The following is a 21868-nucleotide window of genomic DNA, read 5'->3' on the forward strand; positions in this document are numbered from 1 at the left end:
GTTTGTTCGCTGCGCCCAGAGGGGACGCATGTCTCCCTTCGGGCGGCCCGGCCGGAGGCATCATGAGCGAACCGTTACAACGACAGGATGCGGACAACGCGAAGGCCGAAGCCGGCTACGTGGTGCCGGGCCTCGAACGCGGGCTGCGCATCCTCGCCGAATTCTCGCCGCGCGAGCCCGTACTCGGGGCGCCCGAACTGTCGAAACGGCTCGGCATTCCGCGCACGACGGTGTTCCGTCTGCTGCAGACGCTCGAATCGCTCGGCTTTCTCGAACGCGCGGACAAGGATCGCAACTACAAGCTCGGCATCGCCGTGCTGCGGCTCGGCTTCGAATACCTGAGCTCGCTGGAATTGACCGACCTCGGGCTGCCGGTGATCGAGAGCCTGCGCGATGCGACCGGCTTCACGACGCATATCGTGATCCGCGACGGCCGCGACGTGGTGTTCGTCGCGAAGGCGCAGAGCCAGTCGCCGGTGTTCAGCTCGATCCGCGTGAACGTCGGCACGCGGCTGCCCGCGCATGCGACAACGCACGGCCACGTACTGATGGGTGACCTGTCGCTGAAAGCGCTGCACGCGCTGTATCCGGAAGGCGCGCTGAACCGGATGACGAGCGCGACGCCGGAGACGGTCGACGCGCTGTACGAAGTGATCCGCGAGGATGCGCAGCGCGGCTACGGTGTCAGCAATTCGTCGTTCGAGCGGGGCATCTCGGTCGTCACGGCGCCGGTGCGCAACGAGACGCGGAAGATCGTCGCGTGCATCACGGTGACGGTGCCGCGTCCGGAGATCGACGCGGCGCTGATCGCGGACGGGCTGATCGACAAGGTGCAGCGCGCGGCGGCGGAATTGTCGCGACGGCTCAATTACCGCTCGGATGACGAGCACACGTTTTTGAAGGCTTTAGGACTCCGATGATCCAGATCGATCTGACCGGGCAAGTGGCGGTGGTGACGGGCGGTTCGTCCGGCATCGGCCTCGCGACGGCCGAACGGTTCCTGCAGGCCGGCGCATCGGTCGCGATCTGCGGTCGCGACAGCGACCGCCTCGCACGCGCCGAAGCGATGCTTCGCGACAAGCACGCAGGCGCACACCTGTTGACCGCATGCTGCGACGTGCTCGACGAAGCGGACGTGACCGCATTCGCGCAAGCGGTGTCCGCGCGTTTCGGCCGCGCCGACATGCTGATCAACAACGCCGGCCAGGGCCGCGTGTCGACCTTCGCCGACACGACCGACGACGCATGGCGCGAGGAACTCGAATTGAAGTACTTCAGCATCATCCGCCCGACGCGCGCATTCGTGCCGCTGCTGCGCGATGCGGCCGCGCCGACGATCACCTGCGTGAACTCGCTGCTCGCGCTGCAGCCCGAGCCGCACATGGTCGCGACGTCGTCGGCGCGGGCCGGCGTGCTGAGCCTCGTGAAGTCGCTCGCGACCGAACTGGCGCCGCAGCGCATCCGTGTGAACTCGATCCTGATCGGCATCGTCGAGTCGGGGCAATGGCGCCGCCGCTACGACACGCAGGCGCAGCCCGGTGAAAGCTGGGAGGCGTGGACGGGCGCGCTCGCCCGCAAGAAGAACATTCCGCTGAATCGCTTCGGCAAGCCCGACGAGGCGGCCTGGGCGCTTTTTTATCTCGCAACGCATCTGTCGTCCTACACGACGGGCAGCCATATCGACGTTTCTGGAGGCTTTGCACGCCATGTCTGAAAAAACCACGGTTGGCGAGCTGATTGCCGCCTTTCTCGAGCAGTGCGGCGTGAAGACCGCATTCGGTGTCATCTCGATCCACAACATGCCGATCCTCGACGCGATCAACTCGCGCGGCAACATCCGGTATGTCGGTGCACGCGGCGAAGCCGGTGCATTGAACATGGCTGACGGGCTGGCCCGCGTGTCGGGCGGCCTCGGCGTCGCGTTCACGAGCACGGGCACGGCGGCGGGCAATGCAGCCGGCGCGATGGTCGAGGCGCTGACGGCCGGCACCGCGCTACTGCACATCACCGGGCAGATCGAGACGCCGTATCTCGACCAGGATCTCGCGTACATCCACGAAGCGCCCGACCAGTTGTCGATGCTCGACTCGATCTCGAAGGCCGCGTTCCGCGTGCGCACGGTCGAAACCGTGCTGCCGACGATCCGCGAAGCCGTGCGTATCGCGCAGACCGCGCCGACGGGCCCCGTCTCCGTCGAGATTCCGATCGACATCCAGGCGGCCGAAATCGAATGGCCGGAAGACCTCGCGCCCGCCCACGTCGCGGTACGCGAGCACGACAGCGCCCGCGTCGCGAAGCTCGCCGACGCGCTCGCGGCCACGCGCCGCCCGCTGCTGTGGCTCGGCGGCGGCGCGCGCCATGCACGCGACGAAGTCGAACGCCTCGTGAAGCTCGGCTTCGGCGTCGTGACGAGCGTGCAGGGCCGCGGCGTGCTGCCGGAAGATCACCCGGCGACGCTCGGCGCGTTCAACGTGCATGCGTCGGTCGAAGCGTTCTACAAGACCTGCGACGCGCTCGTCGTGGTCGGCTCGCGCCTGCGCGGCAACGAGACGCTGAAATACAAGCTCGCGCTGCCGCAGCCGCTGTTCCGCGTCGATGCCGATGCGCTCGCCGACAACCGCGGCTATCGCAACGCGCTGTTCGTGCATGGCGATTCGAAGCGCGTGCTGGCCGAGCTGGCCGACCGCCTCGAAGGCCGCCTGTCGGTCGATCCGCAATTCGCGGCCGATCTCGCAGCGGCCCGCGAGGACGCGGTGGCCGACGTGGCGAAGGGCCTGGGGCCGTACAGGAAGCTCGTCGACACGCTGCAGAGCGCCGTCGGCCGCGACTACAACTGGGTGCGCGACGTGACGATCTCGAACAGCACGTGGGGCAACCGCCTGCTGAAGCTCTTCGAGCCGCGCGCGGGCGTGCATGCGCTCGGCGGCGGCATCGGCCAGGGCATCCAGATGGGCATCGGCGCGGCGCTGGCCGGTTCGGCGGCGAAGACGGTCTGCCTCGTCGGCGACGGCGGCCTGATGGTCAACGTCGGCGAACTCGTCACGGCCGTGCAGGAAAACGCGAACGTGATGATCGTGCTGATGAACGACCAGTGCTACGGCGTGATCCGCAACATCCAGGATGCGCACTACGGCGGCCGCCGCTGCTTCGTGCAACTGCACCAGCCCGATTTCGCGCAGTTCTGCGCGAGCTTCGGCCTCACGCACTACCGGATCACGTCGCTCGACCAGGCCGAAGCGATCGTGCGCGAAGGGATCGCGAAGGAAGGGCCGGTGATGGTCGAGGTCGACATGCTGTCGGTCGGCTCGTTCGCGTCCGCCTTCGCGGGCCCGCCGGTGAAGAAGGAAGCGCCGACGGAGCGCCAGTATGCATAACGGGCACAAGCGGGCACCCGTCGACGTCGCGATGATCGGCTTCGGCGCGATCGGCGCGGCCGTGTACCGCGCGGTCGAGCACGATGCGTCGCTGCACGTCGCGCACGTGATCGTGCCGGCGCATCAGCGCGACGCGGTGCAGCGCGAGCTCGGCAGTGCGGTGGAGGTCGTGTCGTCGGTCGACGCGCTGGCTCGCCGCCCCGAGTTCGCGCTCGAATGCGCGGGCCACGGCGCGCTCGTCGATCACGTCGTGCCGCTGTTGAAGGACGGCACCGATTGCGCGGTTGCGTCGATCGGCGCGCTGTCCGATCTCGCGCTGCTCGACGTGCTGTCGCAGGCCGCCGACGAAGGCGGCGCCACCGTGACGCTGCTGTCCGGCGCGATCGGCGGCATCGATGCGCTGGCGTCCGCGCAGCAGGGCGGGCTCGACGAGGTGCTGTACGTGGGCCGCAAGCCGCCGCTCGGCTGGCTCGGCACGCCGGCCGAGGAACTGTGCGACCTGCGCGCGATGACCGCGGAAAAGGTGATCTTCGAAGGCACCGCGCGCGACGCCGCGCGGCTGTATCCGAAGAACGCGAACGTCGCGGCGACGGTCGCGCTCGCGGGCCTCGGCCTCGATGCGACGCACGTGCGCCTGATCGCCGATCCGGCCGTCGAGCGCAACGTGCACCGCATCACCGCGCGCGGCGCATTCGGCGAGATGTCGCTGGAAATGAGCGGCAAGCCGCTGCCCGACAACCCGAAGACATCCGCGCTGACGGCGTACAGCGCGATCCGTGCGTTGCGCAACCGCGCGGCCTGCTGCGTGATCTGACCGGACCATCGAGCGTCCGCCCGCGCCACGGCGAGGGCGGACGTGCAGAGACAGATTTGTGGGACTTGTGACATGACTCCTTTCGATACGAGCCTCGTGCCCGACGGCAACATCCTGATCGGCGGCGAGTGGCGGCGCGGTCGTGGCGCGCCTTACGCGAGCCACTATCCGGCCGACCAGTCGCTGAACATGGAAGTGTCGACGGCGAACGCGGAAGACGCGGCCGACGCCGTCGTGGCCGCCGACGCCGCATGGCGTCGCGCCGACTGGGCCGGGCTCAAGCCGCATCAGCGCGCGCAGGTGCTGTACCGGATCGCCGACCTGATCATGCAGCGCCACGAGGCGCTCGCGAACCTGCAGCGCCGCGACAACGGCAAGCCGATCGCCGAGACGCGCGTGCTGGTGGCCAGCGCGGCGAACACGTTTCGCTATTTCGCGGCCTGCCTGGAAACGCTCGACGAAGAACTGACGCCGTCGCGCGGCGACTACCTGACGATGAGCGTGTACGAGCCGATCGGCGTGATCGCGGCGATCACGCCGTGGAATTCGCCGATCGCGTCCGATGCACAGAAACTCGCGCCGGCGCTGGCCGGCGGCAACGCGGTGGTGCTCAAGCCGGCCGAAGTCACGCCGCTCGTGTCGCTCGCGCTGGCGCGCCTTTGCGAGGAAGCCGGCGTGCCGAAGGGCGTGCTGAGCGTGCTGCCGGGCAAGGGCTCGGTGATCGGCGACGTGCTGGTGCGTCATCCGCTGGTGAAGAAGGTGTCGTTCACCGGCGGCACCGAAGTGGGCCGCGGCATCGCGCGCATCGCCGCCGAGAAGCTGATGCCCGTGTCGCTCGAACTCGGCGGCAAGTCGCCGACGATCGTGTTCGACGACGCCGACCTCGATCACGCGGTCAACGGTGTGCTGTACGGGATCTTCAGCTCGTCGGGCGAAGCATGCATCGCCGGTTCGCGGCTGTTCGTGCAGCGCGCGGTGTACGACGCCTTCATGCAGCGGCTGGTGGCCGGCGCACGCAAGCTGCGCGTGGGCGACCCAATGCGACCCGACACGCAGATGGGCCCGCTGATCACCGCCAAGCATCGCGAATCGGTCGAACGCTACGTCGCACTCGGGCTGGAAGAAGGCGGCCGCCTGCTGTGCGGCGGCGAGCGGCCGTCGGGCGACGGGCGCGAGAACGGCTTCTTCTATCAGCCGACGATTCTCGAAGGCTTGCCGAACAGCGCGCGCATCTGCCGGGAGGAAATCTTCGGGCCGGTGCTGGTCGCGATGCCGTTCGATGACGAAGCATCGCTGATCGCGCAGGCGAACGACAGCGTGTTCGGCCTCGCGGCCGGCATCTGGACGCGCGACTACAAGCGTGCATGGCGCATCGCACGGGCGCTGGAGACGGGCACCGTCTGGATCAACACGTACAAGCTGTTTTCGATTTCCACGCCGTTCTCGGGCTGGAAGGAGAGCGGGATGGGGCGCGAGAAGGGGCGTCTCGGCATCCGCGAATACATGCAGCAGAAGAGCCTCTACTGGGGCTTGAACGACGCGCCGCTGCCGTGGGCGAACTGAGCGAAGGGGAATGACGCAATGAGCATCTTGGGAATCGAGCAGATCACGTACGGTGTCGACGACCTCGCAAACTGCCGGCGCTTTTTCGCCGACTGGGGCTTGAAGGAAGTCGCGCACGACGACACGCGTGCGCGTTTCGAAACGATGAACGGCTGCACCGTGCTCGTCGTGAAAGCCGACGATCCGTCGCTGGCGCCCGCGTTCGAAGCAGGCCCGACGCTGCGGGAAGTCACGTGGGGTGTCGCGACGCAGCGCGAACTCGACGCACTGCGCACGAAGCTGGCCGGCCAGCCCGGCTACTACGCGCAGGACGAGGCGGTCGGCTGCATCGACCCCAACGGGATGGCGATCCGCGTCGAAGTCACGCGCAAGCGCGCGCTCGACATCACGGGCTCGCCGTCGAACGTGTGGGGCCAGACGCTGCGCGTCGACCAGCCGAGCCCGATCTATGCGCGTGCGGAGCCGATCGAAGTCGGGCACGTCGTGTTCTTCACGAATTGCCTCGACGCGCAGGAAACGTTCTATCACGAGTTGCTCGGCTTCGAGACGTCGGACCGTTATCCGGGCCGCGGCGCGTTCATGCGCTGCGCGCCGCATGGCGGCCACCACGACCTGTTCCTGCTCGCGCTGCCGAACGGCAAGCGTGGCCTGAACCACGTCGCGTTTACCGTGCGTGACATCCACGAAGTGTTCGGCGGCGGCATGCACATCGACCGCTGCGGCTGGGAAACGCAACTCGGCCCGGGGCGTCATCCGGTGTCGTCCGCGTACTTCTGGTACTTCCGGAACCCGGCCGGCGCGCTGATCGAGTACTACGCGGACGAAGACGTGCTGACGCCCGAATGGCAGCCGCGCGAATTCGAGCCGGGCCCGACCGTGTTCGCCGAATGGGCCGTCGACGGCGGCCTCGACGGCAACACGCGCCGGCAGAAGAACGCGAAGGCGCCGGAAGGCAAGTTCATGACGGAGCGGAAATCATGACCGAAACGAATACGCCCGCGCCGGGCACGGTCGTCGTGATCGGCGGCGGCCAGGCCGCCGGCTGGGTGCTGAAGACGCTGCGCGCGGAAGGCTTCGCGGACCGTCTCGTGATGATCGCCGACGAACCGCACCTGCCGTACGAGCGCCCGCCGCTGTCGAAGGCCGTGCTGGCCGGCGACGCCGACATCGAGACCGTGCGCGTCGTGCGCCCCGACGAATTCGACGCGCTGAACGTCGAAGCGTGGCAGCCGGAACGCGCGGCGTCGATCGATCGCGCACGTCGCTTGGTGAAAACCGAGCGCGGTCGCGCGATCGAATACGACCGGCTCGTGATCGCAACCGGCGGCACGTCGCGCCGCTTGCCCGATGCGCTCGTCCACACGCCGAACCTGCACTACCTGCGGACGCTCGACGAAGCGGCCGCGCTCGGCGAGAAGCTGCGCGCGAGCCAGCGCGTGCTCGTGATCGGCGGCGGCTGGATCGGCCTCGAAGTCGCGGCGACCGCGCGCAAGCTCGGCGTCGACGCGGTGGTCGTCGAAGGCGCGCCGCGCCTGTGCGGCCGCTCGGTGCCGCGGGTCGTGTCCGACTTCCTGCTCGACCTGCATCGTTCGAACGGTGTCGACGTGCGACTCGGCGCGGCACTTGAATCGCTCGATGCGCAGCCCGGCGACGCATCGAAGGTGCGCGCGACGCTCGCCGACGGCACGACGATCGACGCCGATTTCGCGGTGGCCGGCATCGGCCTCGCGCTGAACGCGTCGCTCGCGAGCGATGCGGGGCTCGCGGTCGACGACGGCATCGTCGTCGACGAATACGGTGCGACGAGCGACCCGTCGATCTTCGCGTGCGGCGACGTCGCGAACCATCACAACGGCTGGCTGAAGCGCCGCGTGCGGCTCGAATCGTGGGCCAACGCGCAGAACCAGGCGATCGCGGCGGCGAAGGCCGTGCTCGGCGTGCGTGCACCGTACGCGGAGATTCCGTGGTTCTGGTCCGATCAGTACGACGTGAACCTGCAGATCCTCGGCGATCTGCCGGCCGATGCGCAGCTCGTCGTGCGCGGCGATCTCGCCGCGCGTCGTGCGACGTTGTTTTTTGTCGGCGACGGGCATGTGAGAGGTGTCATCGCCGTGAACAACGCGCGTGAGCTGAAGCTCGCGCGCAAGTGGATGAACCAGGGCCGTCCAGTGGATACGGCCGCCCTGGCGGATACGACCCAAGCGCTTGCCTGACCGGCCCGCCCGGAAAGAGACCCAGGAGACACCCCGCATGAGCACTTTCGACAACGTCGTGGCCGGCAGGGCCACGATGGAAGCTGCCGCCTCCACGCCCGGCGCGATCATCGCGCGGCTCGAGCGGCTTCCGGCCAATGCGATGCAGATCCGCGCGCGCGTGCTGATCGGCACCGCGACGTTCTTCGACGGCTTCGACGTGATCACGATCGCGGCGACGCTGCCGCTGCTGATTCACAAGTGGGGGCTGTCGCCGACGCAGATCGGCCAGCTGATCGGCGCGTTCCTGTTTCCCGCGCTCGCGGAAAAGCATGGCCGCGTGAAAGCGATCGCGTGGAGCTCGGCCGTGATCGGCATCACGAGCATCGCATGCGGCTTCGCGCCGACGTTCGAGATCTTCGTGTTGCTGCGGATTCTGCAGGGAATCGGGCTCGGCGGCGAGTTGCCGGTCGCCGCGACGTACATCAACGAGATCACGCGCGCGCATGGCCGAGGCCGTTTCGTGCTGTTGTACGAGATCGTGTTTCCGATCGGCCTGCTGGTGTCGATGGCGCTCGGCGCGTGGCTCGTGCCGCGCTTCGGCTGGGAGATCATGTACTTCGTCGGCGGGCTGCCGCTGATCCTGTCGCTCGTGCTCACGCGCCTCGTGCCCGAATCGCCGCGCTGGCTCGCGTCGCGCGGGCGCCTCGCGGAAGCCGGGCGCGCGGTCGGCGTGTTCGAAGGGTCGGTACGCGGCGAGCTGCCGCCGGTCGCGCAGGCGGCTGCGTTCGACGAGATGGTGCGCCAGCATCCGAAGCGCCGGATGAGCGATCTGTTCCGCGCCGCGTATCGCAAGCGCACGCTCGCGGTGGCGACGCTGTGGGCAACCTGCGGGTTCATCCAGTACGGGTTGTCGACGTGGCTGCCGACGATCTACAAGAACTTCTATCACGCGCCGCTGCAACTCGCGCTGAACCTCGCCGTGATCAGCTCGGTAATGGGCGTGCTCGGGTCGCTGGCCTCCGCGCTGCTGGTCGACAAGCTCGGCCGCAAGCCGGTGATCGTGTGGTCGTTCGTGCTGTGCGCGCTGTCGCTGGCGCTCGCGGGTATTTATCACGCGTCGTCGGTGTACGTGGTCGCGGTCTTCTGTTCGCTGTCGCTCGGGTTGATGGCGTCGGGGTTCATTACCGCATACGTCTACACGCCGGAGCAGTATCCGACGAGCATCCGCGCGTCGGGCTGCGGGCTCGGCAGCGCGTGGCTGAAGATCGCGTCGTTCGTCGCGCCCATGGTCGTGCCGCATGCGATCATCGGCGGGAACCTCGCGCCGGCGTTCTATCTGATCGGCGTGGTGCCGCTGATCGCCGCGCTGACCGTGCATTTCGTCGGGATCGAGACGAAAGGGAAGGTGCTGGAGGCGCTCGAGGCGTAAGCGTGCCGCCGGTAACGGATGAGGTGCTCGGGCCCGGGGCGATGCGCCCCGGGCTTTTTATTTCGCGGTGGTTCGGTCGTTTCATGTCGAGCGTTGCGAACGGGCGCCATGGCTGCCGCACGGCTTACGTGCTCTAATTCACGGTCCCCATTTTTATCAGACCGCCGCCATGCCCCTGTTCGAACCCGTCACGCTGAATACCTCCCGCCTCGTGCTGCGGCCGCTTCGCGACGCCGACGCACCGGCCTTCTTCGAGATCTGGTCCGATGCGGAAGCGATGCGCTATTTCTCGTTCTCGCCGATGACGGAAATCGAGCAGGCCGAGGCGCGCGTCGCGCGCAACGTGCAGACGTCCGCGAGCGGGGAGAGCCTGACCTGCGTGCTCGAACTGCGGGAAACCGGCGAGGCGCTCGGCGAGTGCGTGCTGTTCCATGCGAATGCGCAATGCCGGCGCGCCGAGATCGGCTTCAGCCTGCGGCGCGCGTTCTGGCGCGGCGGGTATATGCGCGAAGCGGCGTCGGCCGTGCTCGAGCATGCATTCGGCACGTTGCGGCTGCACCGGCTCGAGGCCGATATCGATCCGCGCAACGTCGCGTCGGCGCGGCTGCTCGAACGGCTGGGTTTCGTGCGGGAAGGGCTGCTGCGCGAACGCTGGATCGTCGGCGACGAAGTGTCGGACAGCGCGCTGTACGGGTTGCTGGCGAGCGATCGCGGCTGATGCTGCCGCGGTAGTCTGTTTTCCGACCGGGACGAGCGCGCACGCGCTGACGCAATCGCGCGGCGCAACCGGATTCGGCCAGCCCGCTTCGATTCAACGGCCGGCCGGTGGTTGCATTCACAGCTTCGCGAGCCAGCCCTCGACCTTGTCTTTCCCGCGCAGCGCTGCAATCCATCGGTCGGGCAACGCCTGTTCGCCGTACAGCGCGCCGGCGAGGCCGCCCGCGATGGCCGCCGTCGTATCCGTGTCGTTGCCGAGCGCGATCGCGCGCTTCACGCAGTCCTCGTAGCTGCCCGTCGATAGCAGACAATGGATCGCCGACCAGAAGCTGTCGACCACATAGCCGGATCCTTGCGGCGCGTCGAAGCGGCCGTCGAGCACGGTCTTCAGTTCGATTTCGTCGGCCGTGCCTTCGTGGCGCGCGAGCAGTTCGTCCTCGGCTGCGCGCACCGCATCGGGCGCGGGCCGGCCATCGACGATCCCCAGTGCCGTCAGGCAATAGAGCGCGCAGCAAAGCTGCGAACGTACGTGGCCATGCGTGACGACGCTCTGCTTGTGTGCGAGCCGGATGGCGTCGTCGCGCGATGCGGCGACCATCACGACGGGGAAGCAGCGCATCAGCGAACCGTTGCCGTTGTCGCGCTCGTCGCGGGGCCCGGCCACTGCGGGCGCGGCGCCGGCCGCCAGCGCATGGAACGCGCGTTGCGTCTGCAGGCCGACGTCGAACACGCGGCCGTCCGGCGTGAATGCACCGCGCTGAAACCAGTCCAGCAGGTTGCCGGCGAACGTATCGAGATTCAGGTCGTGCTCGTGCAGCAGTGCGTCGAGCAGCGCGAGCGCCTGCGCACCGTCGTCGCTCCAGGTGCCGGGCGGCACGCCGTCGTGCGCGCGTGCGAAGCCCGGCGGCGCAATCATGTCGATCGCGGCAGGCGGCGGGATCGAAGCGGCGTCGTGGAATTCGTACGGCACGCCGAGCGCGTCGCCGATCAGCAGGCCAAGCAGGCCGCCGCGCAGGCGGGATCGTCGGTTCGGAATGACTGTCATCGGAGAGGGTTCGGGTCGGGAGGGCTTGCGTCGCGAAATACCGTGCAGACTAGACCAATCGCGTCCGCATGCCTAGCCGATGGCGTTGCGGCCGGAGAGAAATCATGCGAGTGCGCCGAGAAGAGGCGGGGCGGTGTCCGTCAGGGTCGGTGACTTGCCGGATGCCGCCCCCGAACGTACCCTTGGTCGAATCGACAGTCCGTCCGCAGGAATCGACCATGCATGCCCATCCTTTGCGCCTTTCTCCCGGCGACGATCTGCGCGGCGCCATCGAGGCAGCGCTACACCAGCATGAAGCGCCTGCGGCCTTCGTGATCCAGGGCATCGGCAGCCTGAGCGTCGCGCAGTTGCGCTTCGCCGGCGTCGATCGGCCGACCGAGCTGCGCGGAGACCTCGAAATCCTGACGCTGGCCGGCTCCGTCTCGCCGGACGGCGCACACCTTCATATGTCGATCTCCGATGCAGCAGGCCGCGTGACGGGCGGCCACGTCGCGAGCGGCTGCGTGGTGCGCACGACGGCCGAGATCCTGCTCGCGCTGCTGCCCGTGCATCGCTTCTCGCGCGAGCCGGATGCGGGCACCGGCTTCAACGAACTGGTGATCCGTCGCGTGTCGGGTGGCGACCCGGCATGAAGGGGCAGCGGCGCTAGAATCGCCGGTCATCGAAGACTTTCCCGTTACCGCTCATTCCGCCAGGCGCAATCCATGGACGATACCGAAATCGAACAGCAAGCGTGGGACATCGTCCGGGCCTGGCTCGAAGGCGCGACGCCCGAGCAGTGGCACCGGTTCGCCGCACGCTCCAATTACGACGGCAACGGCCGCGCGTTGCGCTGGCTGCTGGACAACCGCAACGTCGATCGCGCGACCGCATTGCTGATCTACTGGAATCTCGGCGCCGCGTGGTTCGTGCAGTATGCGAACGAAAGCGATCTGGGCGACGCTTCGTATCAACTCGATACGTTTCGGCTGCTGCGCGACATCGAGCAACGTTACGCAGACGGCTATTACGCCAATCACGGCATCTGGTTCGATCCGCACGACTTCGATGGCGCGGGGCCGAACGATTATCCGGACGTACCGGTCGCGCGGCCCGTGCCGGCACTGATGCTGCAGCCGACCGACGGGCGCGAGTACGTCGATCTCGACGAAGCCGACGGGTATGACGAAGGCTTGCCGTTCGACGTGGTCGAGCGGCTGCACGCGCTGTACGGCTGACCACGCGGGTGCGTCCGGTCGCTGACGCACGAAAAAAAGGCGCCGCGGCCTTTCAGCCCGCGACGCCTTTCAGTGCGCTGCGACGTCGACCACCCGCCGCAGCCCGACTGCGTGCTTACAGCTGCACGGTGTCGGCCACTTCCTTGAAGTCCTCGATCTGGTCGAAGTTCATGTACTGGTAGATCTTGTCGCCGTTGGCGGTGAGCACGCCCATGTCGGCCATGTACTCTTCCTTGGTCGGGATCTTGCCCAGACGCGAGCAGATCGCCGCCAGTTCAGCGGAACCGAGATACACGTTCGTGTTCTTGCCGAGGCGGTTCGGGAAGTTGCGGGTCGACGTCGACATGACCGTCGCGCCTTCGCGCACCTGGGCCTGGTTACCCATGCACAGCGAGCAGCCCGGCATTTCGGTACGCGCGCCGGCCGTGCCGAACACGCCGTAGTGACCTTCTTCCGTCAACTGCTTCTGGTCCATCTTGGTCGGCGGCGCGACCCACAGCTTGACCGGGATGTCGCGCTTGCCTTCGAGCAGCTTCGACGCCGCACGGAAGTGGCCGATGTTGGTCATGCACGAGCCGATGAACACTTCGTCGATCTTGGCACCCGCGACGTCGGACAGCGTCTTCACGTCGTCCGGGTCGTTCGGGCAGGCGACGATCGGCTCGTGGATGTCGGCGAGGTCGATCTCGATGACGGCCGCGTATTCGGCGTCGGCATCCGGCGACAGCAGTTGCGGGTCGGCCAGCCACTGTTCCATCGCCGCGATACGGCGCTGCAGGCTGCGCGGATCCTGGTAGCCCTGCGCGATCATCCACTTGAGCAGCGTGACGTTGCTGTTCAGGTATTCGATGATCGGTTCCTTGTTCAGGTGCACCGTGCAACCGGCCGCCGAACGCTCGGCGGACGCATCGGACAGCTCGAACGCTTGCTCGACCTTCAGGTCGGGCAGACCTTCGATTTCGAGGATGCGGCCCGAGAAGATGTTCTTCTTGCCTTGCTTGGCGACCGTCAGCATGCCTTGCTTGATCGCGTACAGCGGAATCGCGTTGACGAGATCACGCAGCGTGACGCCCGGCTGCATCTTGCCCTTGAAGCGGACCAGCACCGATTCCGGCATGTCCAGCGGCATCGTGCCGGTGGCGGCCGCGAACGCGACCAGGCCCGAACCCGCCGGGAAGCTGATGCCGATCGGGAAGCGCGTGTGCGAATCGCCGCCGGTGCCGACGGTGTCGGGCAGCAGCATGCGGTTCAGCCACGAGTGGATCACGCCGTCGCCCGGGCGCAGCGCGATGCCGCCGCGCGTGCTGATGAAGTTCGGCAGCGTCTGGTGCGTCTTCACGTCGACCGGCTTCGGATAGGCGGCGGTGTGGCAGAACGACTGCATCACGAGGTCGGCCGAGAAGCCGAGGCAGGCCAGATCCTTCAGTTCGTCGCGGGTCATCGGGCCCGTGGTGTCCTGCGAGCCGACCGAGGTCATCTTCGGTTCGCAGTACGTGCCCGGGCGCACGCCCTGGCCTTCCGGCAGGCCGCACGCGCGGCCGACCATCTTCTGCGCGAGCGAGAAGCCCTTGCCGCTGTCGGCCGGCTGATGCGGCAGGCGGAACAGCGTCGACGGCGCGAGGCCGAGCGCTTCACGCGCCTTCGCGGTCAGGCCGCGGCCGATGATCAGCGGAATGCGGCCGCCGGCGCGCACTTCGTCGAACAGCACGTCGGACTTGACCTGGAATTCGGCGATGACCTTGCCGTCCTTCAGCGCCTTGCCTTCGTACGGGCGCAGTTCGACCACGTCGCCCATGTTCATCTGCGACACGTCGAGCTCGATCGGCAGCGCGCCGGCGTCTTCCATCGTGTTGTAGAAGATCGGGGCGATCTTGCCGCCGAGGCACACGCCGCCGAAACGCTTGTTCGGGACGAACGGGATGTCTTCGCCGGTGAACCACAGCACCGAGTTGGTGGCCGACTTGCGCGAGGAGCCGGTGCCGACCACGTCGCCGACGTAGGCGACCAGGTGCCCCTTTTCCTTCAGCGATTCGATGAACTTGACCGGGCCGCGCTTGCCGTCTTCTTCCGGCGTGATGCCCGGGCGCGCGTTCTTCAGCATCGCCAGCGCGTGCATCGGGATGTCCGGGCGGGTGGTGGCGTCCGGCGCCGGCGACAGATCGTCGGTGTTGGTTTCGCCCGTCACCTTGAACACGGTGATGGTCAGGCTTTGCGGCACTTCCGGACGGCTCGTGAACCATTCGGCGTCGGCCCAGCTCTGCAGCACGGCCTTCGCATGCGCGTTGCCCTGGTCGGCGAGTTCCTTCACGTCATGGAACTGGTCGAACATCAGCAGGGTTTTCTTCAGCGCGTCGGCGGCGACCGCGGCGACGGCTTCGTCGGACAGCAGCTCGATCAGCGGCTGGATGTTGTAGCCGCCGAGCATCGTGCCGAGCAGCTCGGTCGCGCGTTCGCGCGAGATCAGCGGGCAGGCCGTCTCGCCCTTCGCGACGGCGGCCAGGAAGCCGGCCTTCACGCGGGCGGCTTCGTCGACGCCGGCGGGCACGCGATGGGTGATCAGCTCGAGCAGCGTCTGCTCTTCGCCGGCAGGCGGGTTCGTCAGCAATTCGACCAGTTCGGCGGTCTGCTGAGCCGTCAGCGGCAGGGGAGGAATACCGAGCGCGGCGCGGGCGGCCACGTGAGCACGAAAGTTTTCAAGCATGGGGAGACCTGCTGATATTGCGTTTGAGGGGAAGGCCTTGCCGGCACTCCGGGGCTATTCCAGGCACTGCTTTGAGCGGGATTCTAATCTCAATGGTCTGGAACGTCAAATGTCTTATGTCTTATATAAGACTTGGTGAGGCGAAAGACGGGCGGCGCGGCTGCATGGCGGGGCCGGCCTTGTCGGGCGGGGGCGGCGGGCGGGTGCGCGGTGTCGGTTGAGGTCGCCGGTGGCGCACATATCTGCACAAGGCCGCAGGAAACGGCACACACCGGGCGCGTTCGGGCCGCTACGCTTGCCGTCACGCAGCTTGCAATCGGGTGCCGGAACGTGAGGCGGAAGTGGTCGCGCGCCGGTCGATTCGGCCCGGGCGGTAGCGATTCCCTTGACTCCGGCGATCCGCGACATGCACTCCAGAGACGCGATTTTCCTGATGGCGGCGCTCGTTGCGTCGCCGGCCGTTCACGCGGCCACGCCCGGCGACGAAGCGCGGGAGGCGGCGAGCCGGCCGGTCGCGCTGGTCTATCGCGGTCCTGCCGCGTGCGACGGGTGCGCCGAAACCATCGCCAGACGCCTGCGGGAATCGGATCAGCGGTTCCGGGTGATCTACGTGGGGCCGGCGGAAAAACTCAAGATCACGCCCGCGGCGCTCGCCGGTGCGGCGCTCTACGTGCAGCCCGGCGGCGGGCAGGACATTGCCGGCGCGGCAGCCGGCATCGGCCGAAATGAAATGCGGGCCGTGCGGCGATACGTCGCGAACGGCGGCCGATACCACGGGCTGTGCATGGGCGCCTACCTGGCCGGCGCGCAGGGTTTCGGGCTGGTTGCCGGCGATATCGACGGCGAGGTCGACCGGCCGGGTTCGACGCTTCACGGTATCGCCGACACGGTGACGCCGGTCGTCTGGCGCGGGAAAAAGCGCTGGATCTACTTTCAGGACGGCGCGAGGCTCCCGGTCGCGCCGATCGGCTCCGGCGGGACCGTGCTGGCGATCTACCCGAACAAGGACATCGCGGCCGCCACGTATCGCTACGGCAAAGGGCGCGTCGGCCTCGCCGGCCCGCATCCGGAGGCCGATGAAAGCTGGTATCGGCAGAATGGCCTCGAGAATCCGGACGGCGTGGCGCCGGACATGGCCTACGACCTGATCAACGCGACGATGAAGCCGTAGCGGAGGGGCCGCGGCGGGCGCGGTTCATTTATTTCCGTTTGGCGCGATACGCGTCGAGATTTTTCCGTGCCTGCGCGCGGATCGCGCGTTGCATGAACGGCGTCCAGCCGAGCAGCGCGCCTTTCATCCCGAGCGCCTGACGTGCCCAGCGCCACAGGTCGAAATGGTCGCGATGCTCGACGATGCGTCCGTCGCGAAACCGGAAGCGCGCATCGATCCGGTTGACCACCATCCGTCCGGTCGCGGCGAACCGGTATTGCGCGCACCATGTCGCGCGGCCGGCCTGGTCGTCCGCGGCGACTTCGCCGAACGTCAGCGAGAACTCCTGCGCCCGCGCGACCAGCATCCGCCACATGTCGCGCGCCAGTTCGCCGCGCAGCTCGCCGAATGCGGGATCGCTGAACACGATGTCGTCGGCATAGCACGCGAGCATCGCGTCGATGTCGCGCTGCTGGAAGGCCGTGTAGAAGCGCTGGATCAACGCGGTGTTCGGATCAGTCATTTTGGGCGTAAAGGAGGGAGAGGGACGGTGACGTCCGTCGAAACATCGATCGGGAAAGTGCGGCAGACAGCGCGAACCGGCGCCCGCGCTTGCCGCGTCGGGCGCAGCCGGCTTGCCGCCGGGATGATACGCGTCAGCGGGCCGCCATCGCAACGTCCTGACTGCTGCGTCCCGTCACCAGGCAGCCCGACATGAAGGCCTCGCTTTGGCTGCCGGCGGCGGCTTCGCCGAAGCCGCGACCGAGCGCGTCGGCCTTCACCTGCGCGGCGCCCTGCTCGCACGCGAGCGGGCTGGCGTCGCGGCCCTGTGCGTGCAGGATCGCGCGATCGCCGATGAGATAGGCCAACAGGGCAAAAACAGCGATATGGACGGCTCGTCTCATGGTTCGTCTCCTCGTTGCTCAAGCGTAACGCGGACACGTTCGGCGAAGCACTTGGGGCTTCCCCCGGTAAACCTCTGCTGAAAGCGGTGGCGGCAGGGCGATCCTGTCCTGTTTTTCCGTCGCCGCCGCCCGGCGGGCGGGCAATGCGCGGTAGTTTGACGAATGTCAGGGTACGGGCGGGCGGCGGCGGTCGCGCGGCCGTTCAAGGCGATAGCATGCATGCATGATTTGACGGAGCGCGACGCACGGTCGACGCGTCAGGTCCGACAAGCACGCAGGTGTTGAATATCGCTGTCGAAATAGTGAGGAATCCAAATGTTGAACGTCTCTTCCGTCCTGATCAGCCTTGCCCCGATGTGGGCGATCCTGCTGCTGGCTTCCTCGGCGGCCGCCTATTTCGTGTTCTGGCGCAAGGTCATCAAATGAGCGCCGCGCGACCGCGTGCGCACGATGCGCACGCGTGACGCGTTTTTCCGTCATTGCACCGCCGTCACCGGCACGTTCGAAATTTGCACCAGCCGGGCCATCACGCTGCGCCGAAACACCGACATCAGCGCGTGCAGCGGATCGCGTCTCGGCGCGGCCACGACGATCTCGTCGCAGCCGGCCTCGGCCGCTACGGCCGCGATCGTATCGGCCACCGGGCCGACCTTCATCACGACGCTGAATTTCACGTCCGCATCGCGCAGGATCCGCTCGGCCATCGCGAGATCGTCGGTCGCGAATTGCGTCTCGATCGCGCGCAGCCGCGACAGCGGGTGATAGGCCTCGAGCCGCGTCGATTCCAGCGGCGCCTGCACGTTGATCAGCACGACCTCCGACGCGCAGCGCTCGCGATACAGGAATGTCGCGTGACGAACCGCCTGAAGCGAGCGGGGCGAATGGCCGACCGGAACCAGCAGCTTGAGCATGGACGATGAACCCGGAAACGAAGTGCTTCCAGCGTAGCGGGCGGCCGGACGAAGCGATCTAAAGAGATCGGTTGGCTGCATAAAAATGTCGTTAACGCGCGCGGTCCCGTGACGCACCGATTAAAAATATAAGAAATTTAAGTTTATGCGCATAAACGGCAGGGAGCGGCGGCGCCGGCCCCCGGTCGCCAGCGGCATCGCGATTCAGTCGAATCCGCAATGAATTGCGCCGCGAAATATCGGAGGTTGTCCGGATCGCGTCGCGTAGAGTAGAGCGGCCGCCGCCGGGCGGCGCGCTACCCGATACCGCTTCCCAGGAGACCTCGCATGCCGCACGGCGCCCCGCAGTTTCTCGCTCCCGCTTCCATTTCCGTCGATCCGATCGTGCGCCTGTCGGCCGGTGAGCTTGCGTCGGCGATCCGCAGCAAGGCGGTTTCGTGCGTCGAGACGATGCGTGCGTATCTCGACCATATCGAGCGCGTGAACGGCGCGATCAACGCGATCGTCGCGCTGCGCGACCGCGATGCGCTGCTGGCGGAAGCCGCGGAAAAGGATGCGGAGCTGGCGCGCGGCGGCTATCGCGGCTGGCTGCACGGGATCCCGCAGGCACCGAAGGATCTGGCGATGACGAAGGGGCTGCGCACGACCTACGGCTCGCCGATCTTCCGTGAGAACGTGCCGCAGGCCGATTCCGTCGGTGTCGCGCGGATGCGGGCGGCCGGCGCGATCTTCATCGGCAAGACGAATACGCCGGAGTTCGGGCTCGGTTCGCACACGTTCAACGAGGTCTACGGCGCGACGCGCAACCCGTACGACCCGACGAAGAGCGCGGGCGGCAGCAGCGGCGGCACGGCGGCGGCGCTCGCGTCGCGGATGCTGCCGGTGGCGGACGGCAGCGATTTCGGCGGGTCGCTGCGCAATCCGGCGGCGTTCTGCAATATCTACGGCTTCCGTCCGTCGCAGGGCCGCGTGCCGCGCTGGCCGGGCGTCGACGTGTTCATGCAGCAGCTCGGCATCGAAGGGCCGATGGGCCGCACCGTCGGCGACGTCGCGCAACTGCTCGCGATCCAGGCCGGCTACGACCGCAACGATCCGCTGTCGCTCGCGGAAGATCCGGCCGTGTTCGCGCAGCCGCTCGACGCGAACCTGCGCGCCAAGCGCATCGCGTGGGTCGGCGACTGGAACGGCTATCTCGCGACCGAGGCCGGCGTGCTCGCGCAGTGCGAGCGCGGGCTGGCGACGCTGCGCGAGATCGGCTGCGACGTCGATGCGGCGCTGCCGGCCTTCGCGCCCGACCGGATCTGGCGTCTGTGGCTCACGCACCGGCACTTGCTGTCGGGCGGCGGGCTGCTCGCGCATTATCGCGACCCGGCGCGCCGCGCGCTGCTGAAGCCCGAGGCGATCTACGAGGTCGAAGGCCTGCTCGCGATGCCGGGCGCGGCGGTGTTCGACGCGAGCGTCGAACGGACCGCGTGGCATCAGGCGGTGCTGAGCTTCTTCGACCGTTACGACTTCATCGCGGCGCCGACCGCGCAGGTGTTCCCGTTCGACGTCGACCAGCGCTGGCCGAAGGAGATCGCGGGCCGCGCGATGGATACCTACCACCGCTGGATGGAAACGGTCGTACCGTGGACGCTGGCCGGCTGCCCGGTGATGAACGTGCCGGTCGGCTTCAACGACGCGGGGTTGCCGATGGGGATGCAGCTGATCGGGCGTCCGCGCGCCGATCTCGCCGTGCTGCAGCTTGCGCGCGGTTATGAGCAGGCGGCCGATTGGGTCGGCGAGCGGTTGCCGGCGTGGATGGCAGCGTAACGGCGCTGCCGGCACGCGGGCCGTAGCGGCGCGGTGACGAAGCGCCGGCGACGCGTTGCCGGTTTTGCTTTGCATCGCCCGACGCGACACGCGCCTCTGACGGTGTTTCGTCGCGCCGCCTGCGCACACCGGAGCCAGCGTCCATTGACGCAACCGGAGAAAGAATGTCGGCACGCGCGCGACATCGCACCGCAAACGCGGACGAATCGGCGCGACGACGTTCGTTGGTCCCGGAATTGCAAGCGGCGGCGCGCGGCGATTTCGTTTCGATGTGTTTCAGTCGTTGCGGCGCCGCGCGACGCGCTTCGACAATATCGCCTCGACCATTCGGGCACGAGGGAAACACATGAAGCACATTCGCGCGACGGGCCGGTATCTGGCCTCGGCAGGCATCGCGTTCGGCATCCTGGTGAGCGGCGCCGCACATGCACAGCTCGACCTGCAGTCGATCGGCGCGTCGCTGCTCGGCGGCGGCCAACAGCAGGCGGCGCCGGCGCAGGGCGGTGTCGCGCAGTTGCTGCAGGCCTATGTCGGTGCGAACCAGCAGGTGCTGAACGGCCAGTCGTCGCTCGCATCGGCGATGGGGCTGACGGGGGCGGCCGGGCAGGCGCGGCAGGCCGCGAGCCAGTTGTCCGGCGGCGATGTGCTGTCGCCCGCCACGCTGTCGCAGATGGGCGGCGCGCAGCAATCGGTGTCGCAGGCGCTCGGCCAGGCGTTCGCGAGCGGCGGCGCCACGCACGGCCCGATCGACAAGCAGGCGTTCAGCAGCGGCCTCGCCTCGCTCGGGCAGGGGCTCACGCAGTATTCGCAACTGCAGTCGGGGCTCGGCAATCTCGGTTCGACGAGCGCGGCGTCGCTGCTGCAGTCGGGCCTGAATCCGCAGAACATGCAGGCCGCGACGTATATCGCGCAAAGCGCGCCGGGCCAGTTGCAGTCGCTTGCCGCGACCCTCAGCCAGGCCGTGCAGTTCGCGACGAGCCAGGGCATTTCGGTGCCGTCGGTCGCGTCGTCCGCGCTGAAGCTGCTGCCGTGACGTAGCGCGACGGCGGGTGCGATGCGTGGCCGGCATCGCGCACGCCGGCTCCAGACGATCGTCCCGCACAACATGGGGATTTCGCGCGATGCTATCGTGACGGGTCCCTTTTATCGGTGCCGGTTCATGACTGACTCGTTCGACCTCTCGCGCTATTTCTCCCGCATCGGCTACGACGGCCCGGCCGAGCCGACGCTCGACGTGCTGCGCCGGCTGCATCTGCTGCACCCGCAGGCGATTCCGTTCGAAAACCTCAATCCGCTGACCGGCGCGTGCGTCGCGCTCGACCTGCCCGCGATCGTCGACAAGGTGATCGAACGCCGCCGCGGCGGCTACTGCTTCGAACTCAACAAGCTGTTCTACACCGCGCTCACGACGATCGGTTTCCGCGTGACGCCGCTGATCGCGCGCGTGCGCTGGATGCGGCCGCCCGAGATCGTCACCGCGCAGACGCACATGCTGCTGCGCATCGACCTCGACGGCGCGGCGTGGCTCGCGGACATCGGCTTCGGCAGCGCGACGCTGACCGCGCCGCTGCGCTTCGCGCCGGGGGAGCGGCAACTGACGCCGCACGGCGCGTTTCGCGTGGTCGATGCGCCGGTCGACGGCGAATTCGACATGCAGTTCGAGATCCTCGACGGCTGGCACACGACCTACCGCTTCTCGCTGAAGCCGGCCGAATGGATCGATTACGACGCCGCGAACTGGTTCACGTCGACGTATCCCGAATCGATCTTCGTGAACGACCTGATCGCGTGCCGCGTGCTGCCGGACGGCCGCGCGGCGCTGCTCAACACCGTGCTGACGTTGCGCGACGCGGCGGGGGCCGGGCGCACGGTCACGTTCGACACAGCAGCCGACTGGGCCGCATGCCTGCGCGACACGATCGGCATCAATACGGCGGGATTCGATCTCGACACGCTGTTCGCGCGGCTCGCGGCGCGAACAGCGCGGTAACGCGGGCATACGAGCACTGCAAGCGGCCTGCTCGCGGGCCGCGCG

The 21868-nt window shown here is 67.7% G+C and carries 20 protein-coding genes; 15 read left to right on the top strand and 5 right to left on the bottom strand.

Annotated elements, in window-relative coordinates; translation table 11 throughout:
* Positions 1-62 precede the first annotated feature (62 nt).
* The 9 genes from AC3IFE_RS06195 (at position 63) to AC3IFE_RS06235 (ending at position 10093) form a co-directional block, all read left to right on the top strand.
* On the top strand, positions 63-920 hold the full coding sequence (locus AC3IFE_RS06195) for an IclR family transcriptional regulator (protein WP_489189906.1): 858 nt from the start codon (positions 63-65) through the stop codon (positions 918-920).
* A complete protein-coding gene (locus AC3IFE_RS06200) occupies positions 917-1714 on the top strand; it encodes an SDR family oxidoreductase (RefSeq protein WP_489189907.1) in 798 nt (265 codons plus the stop codon). The genes AC3IFE_RS06195 and AC3IFE_RS06200 overlap by 4 nt, the downstream gene beginning before the upstream one ends.
* Positions 1707-3374, top strand: a complete 1668-nt coding sequence (locus AC3IFE_RS06205) for a thiamine pyrophosphate-binding protein (RefSeq protein WP_489189908.1) — start codon at positions 1707-1709, stop codon at positions 3372-3374. Before AC3IFE_RS06200 ends, AC3IFE_RS06205 begins: the two co-directional genes overlap by 8 nt.
* Positions 3367-4188: an aspartate dehydrogenase gene (locus AC3IFE_RS06210; protein WP_489189909.1), complete on the top strand. Its 822-nt coding sequence runs from the start codon at positions 3367-3369 to the stop codon at positions 4186-4188. Before AC3IFE_RS06205 ends, AC3IFE_RS06210 begins: the two co-directional genes overlap by 8 nt.
* Positions 4189-4260: 72 nt before the next feature.
* Entirely contained in the window at positions 4261-5751 is a 1491-nt protein-coding gene (locus AC3IFE_RS06215; RefSeq protein WP_489189910.1) for an aldehyde dehydrogenase, read from the top strand.
* A gap of 18 nt (positions 5752-5769) precedes the next feature.
* Complete coding sequence (locus AC3IFE_RS06220; RefSeq protein WP_489189911.1) at positions 5770-6732, top strand: VOC family protein; 963 nt, start codon at positions 5770-5772, stop codon at positions 6730-6732.
* Entirely contained in the window at positions 6729-7964 is a 1236-nt protein-coding gene (locus AC3IFE_RS06225) for an NAD(P)/FAD-dependent oxidoreductase (protein WP_489189912.1), read from the top strand. Before AC3IFE_RS06220 ends, AC3IFE_RS06225 begins: the two co-directional genes overlap by 4 nt.
* A gap of 37 nt (positions 7965-8001) precedes the next feature.
* Positions 8002-9375 carry an MFS transporter gene (locus tag AC3IFE_RS06230; RefSeq protein ID WP_489189913.1) on the top strand — a complete coding sequence of 458 codons (1374 nt, stop codon included), beginning with the start codon at positions 8002-8004 and terminating at the stop codon, positions 9373-9375.
* 169 nt (positions 9376-9544) lie between these two features.
* On the top strand, positions 9545-10093 hold the full coding sequence (locus tag AC3IFE_RS06235) for a GNAT family N-acetyltransferase (RefSeq protein ID WP_489189914.1): 549 nt from the start codon (positions 9545-9547) through the stop codon (positions 10091-10093).
* A 117-nt stretch (positions 10094-10210) separates the two neighbouring features.
* Here AC3IFE_RS06235 and AC3IFE_RS06240 read toward each other — a convergent pair whose 3' ends face one another.
* Positions 10211-11137 carry an ADP-ribosylglycohydrolase family protein gene (locus AC3IFE_RS06240; RefSeq protein WP_489189915.1) on the bottom strand — a complete coding sequence of 309 codons (927 nt, stop codon included), beginning with the start codon at positions 11135-11137 and terminating at the stop codon, positions 10211-10213.
* 218 nt (positions 11138-11355) lie between these two features.
* Between AC3IFE_RS06240 and AC3IFE_RS06245 the strand changes: the two genes are divergently transcribed.
* Together AC3IFE_RS06245 and AC3IFE_RS06250 are read left to right on the top strand one after the other, a co-directional pair.
* Entirely contained in the window at positions 11356-11769 is a 414-nt protein-coding gene (locus tag AC3IFE_RS06245) for a PPC domain-containing DNA-binding protein (RefSeq protein ID WP_489189916.1), read from the top strand.
* Positions 11770-11841: 72 nt separating this feature from the next.
* A complete protein-coding gene (locus AC3IFE_RS06250; RefSeq protein WP_489189917.1) occupies positions 11842-12354 on the top strand; it encodes a DUF4274 domain-containing protein in 513 nt (170 codons plus the stop codon).
* Between the two features lie 115 nt (positions 12355-12469).
* Here the strand turns inward: AC3IFE_RS06250 and acnB are convergent, their stop codons facing one another.
* Positions 12470-15055 (bottom strand): bifunctional aconitate hydratase 2/2-methylisocitrate dehydratase, encoded by a 2586-nt coding sequence (acnB, locus tag AC3IFE_RS06255; protein ID WP_089470098.1) that lies wholly within the window; start codon positions 15053-15055, stop codon positions 12470-12472.
* Between the two features lie 406 nt (positions 15056-15461).
* Here acnB and AC3IFE_RS06260 point away from each other — a divergent pair, with 406 nt between their 5' ends.
* The gene (locus AC3IFE_RS06260; protein ID WP_489189918.1) at positions 15462-16226 is read left to right on the top strand and encodes a BPL-N domain-containing protein; all 765 of its coding nucleotides are present in this window, start codon (positions 15462-15464) and stop codon (positions 16224-16226) included.
* Positions 16227-16254: 28 nt separating this feature from the next.
* Here the strand turns inward: AC3IFE_RS06260 and AC3IFE_RS06265 are convergent, their stop codons facing one another.
* From AC3IFE_RS06265 to AC3IFE_RS06275, 3 genes are all read right to left on the bottom strand, one after another.
* Positions 16255-16728, bottom strand: a complete 474-nt coding sequence (locus tag AC3IFE_RS06265) for a nuclear transport factor 2 family protein (protein ID WP_489189919.1) — start codon at positions 16726-16728, stop codon at positions 16255-16257.
* Between the two features lie 133 nt (positions 16729-16861).
* Positions 16862-17110, bottom strand: coding sequence for a hypothetical protein (locus tag AC3IFE_RS06270; RefSeq protein ID WP_059584900.1), 249 nt, complete (start codon positions 17108-17110; stop codon positions 16862-16864).
* Between the two features lie 476 nt (positions 17111-17586).
* Positions 17587-18021 carry a universal stress protein gene (locus AC3IFE_RS06275; RefSeq protein ID WP_489189920.1) on the bottom strand — a complete coding sequence of 145 codons (435 nt, stop codon included), beginning with the start codon at positions 18019-18021 and terminating at the stop codon, positions 17587-17589.
* Between the two features lie 327 nt (positions 18022-18348).
* On the opposite strand from AC3IFE_RS06275, the gene AC3IFE_RS06280 reads away from it, so the two are divergent.
* From AC3IFE_RS06280 to AC3IFE_RS06290, 3 genes are all read left to right on the top strand, one after another.
* Entirely contained in the window at positions 18349-19833 is a 1485-nt protein-coding gene (locus AC3IFE_RS06280) for an amidase (RefSeq protein ID WP_089470094.1), read from the top strand.
* A gap of 346 nt (positions 19834-20179) precedes the next feature.
* Positions 20180-20866 carry a hypothetical protein gene (locus tag AC3IFE_RS06285; RefSeq protein ID WP_489189921.1) on the top strand — a complete coding sequence of 229 codons (687 nt, stop codon included), beginning with the start codon at positions 20180-20182 and terminating at the stop codon, positions 20864-20866.
* 126 nt (positions 20867-20992) lie between these two features.
* Complete coding sequence (locus tag AC3IFE_RS06290; RefSeq protein ID WP_489189922.1) at positions 20993-21823, top strand: arylamine N-acetyltransferase family protein; 831 nt, start codon at positions 20993-20995, stop codon at positions 21821-21823.
* The last annotated feature ends 45 nt before the right edge of the window (positions 21824-21868 follow it).

This window comes from Burkholderia sp. APQ4-4ca, from assembly GCF_057837105.1.

Coding starts and splice junctions, on each gene's coding strand:
- AC3IFE_RS06260 (WP_489189918.1), top strand. CDS start 15,462: ATGCACTCCAGAGACGCGATTTTCCTGATGGCGGCGCTCGTTGCGTCG.
- AC3IFE_RS06240 (WP_489189915.1), bottom strand. CDS start 11,137: ATGACAGTCATTCCGAACCGACGATCCCGCCTGCGCGGCGGCCTGCTT.
- AC3IFE_RS06200 (WP_489189907.1), top strand. CDS start 917: ATGATCCAGATCGATCTGACCGGGCAAGTGGCGGTGGTGACGGGCGGT.
- AC3IFE_RS06205 (WP_489189908.1), top strand. CDS start 1,707: ATGTCTGAAAAAACCACGGTTGGCGAGCTGATTGCCGCCTTTCTCGAG.
- AC3IFE_RS06280 (WP_089470094.1), top strand. CDS start 18,349: ATGCCGCACGGCGCCCCGCAGTTTCTCGCTCCCGCTTCCATTTCCGTC.
- AC3IFE_RS06265 (WP_489189919.1), bottom strand. CDS start 16,728: ATGACTGATCCGAACACCGCGTTGATCCAGCGCTTCTACACGGCCTTC.
- AC3IFE_RS06230 (WP_489189913.1), top strand. CDS start 8,002: ATGAGCACTTTCGACAACGTCGTGGCCGGCAGGGCCACGATGGAAGCT.
- AC3IFE_RS06235 (WP_489189914.1), top strand. CDS start 9,545: ATGCCCCTGTTCGAACCCGTCACGCTGAATACCTCCCGCCTCGTGCTG.
- AC3IFE_RS06245 (WP_489189916.1), top strand. CDS start 11,356: ATGCATGCCCATCCTTTGCGCCTTTCTCCCGGCGACGATCTGCGCGGC.
- AC3IFE_RS06290 (WP_489189922.1), top strand. CDS start 20,993: ATGACTGACTCGTTCGACCTCTCGCGCTATTTCTCCCGCATCGGCTAC.
- AC3IFE_RS06195 (WP_489189906.1), top strand. CDS start 63: ATGAGCGAACCGTTACAACGACAGGATGCGGACAACGCGAAGGCCGAA.
- AC3IFE_RS06215 (WP_489189910.1), top strand. CDS start 4,261: ATGACTCCTTTCGATACGAGCCTCGTGCCCGACGGCAACATCCTGATC.
- AC3IFE_RS06270 (WP_059584900.1), bottom strand. CDS start 17,110: ATGAGACGAGCCGTCCATATCGCTGTTTTTGCCCTGTTGGCCTATCTC.
- AC3IFE_RS06285 (WP_489189921.1), top strand. CDS start 20,180: ATGAAGCACATTCGCGCGACGGGCCGGTATCTGGCCTCGGCAGGCATC.
- acnB (WP_089470098.1), bottom strand. CDS start 15,055: ATGCTTGAAAACTTTCGTGCTCACGTGGCCGCCCGCGCCGCGCTCGGT.
- AC3IFE_RS06225 (WP_489189912.1), top strand. CDS start 6,729: ATGACCGAAACGAATACGCCCGCGCCGGGCACGGTCGTCGTGATCGGC.
- AC3IFE_RS06275 (WP_489189920.1), bottom strand. CDS start 18,021: ATGCTCAAGCTGCTGGTTCCGGTCGGCCATTCGCCCCGCTCGCTTCAG.
- AC3IFE_RS06210 (WP_489189909.1), top strand. CDS start 3,367: ATGCATAACGGGCACAAGCGGGCACCCGTCGACGTCGCGATGATCGGC.
- AC3IFE_RS06250 (WP_489189917.1), top strand. CDS start 11,842: ATGGACGATACCGAAATCGAACAGCAAGCGTGGGACATCGTCCGGGCC.
- AC3IFE_RS06220 (WP_489189911.1), top strand. CDS start 5,770: ATGAGCATCTTGGGAATCGAGCAGATCACGTACGGTGTCGACGACCTC.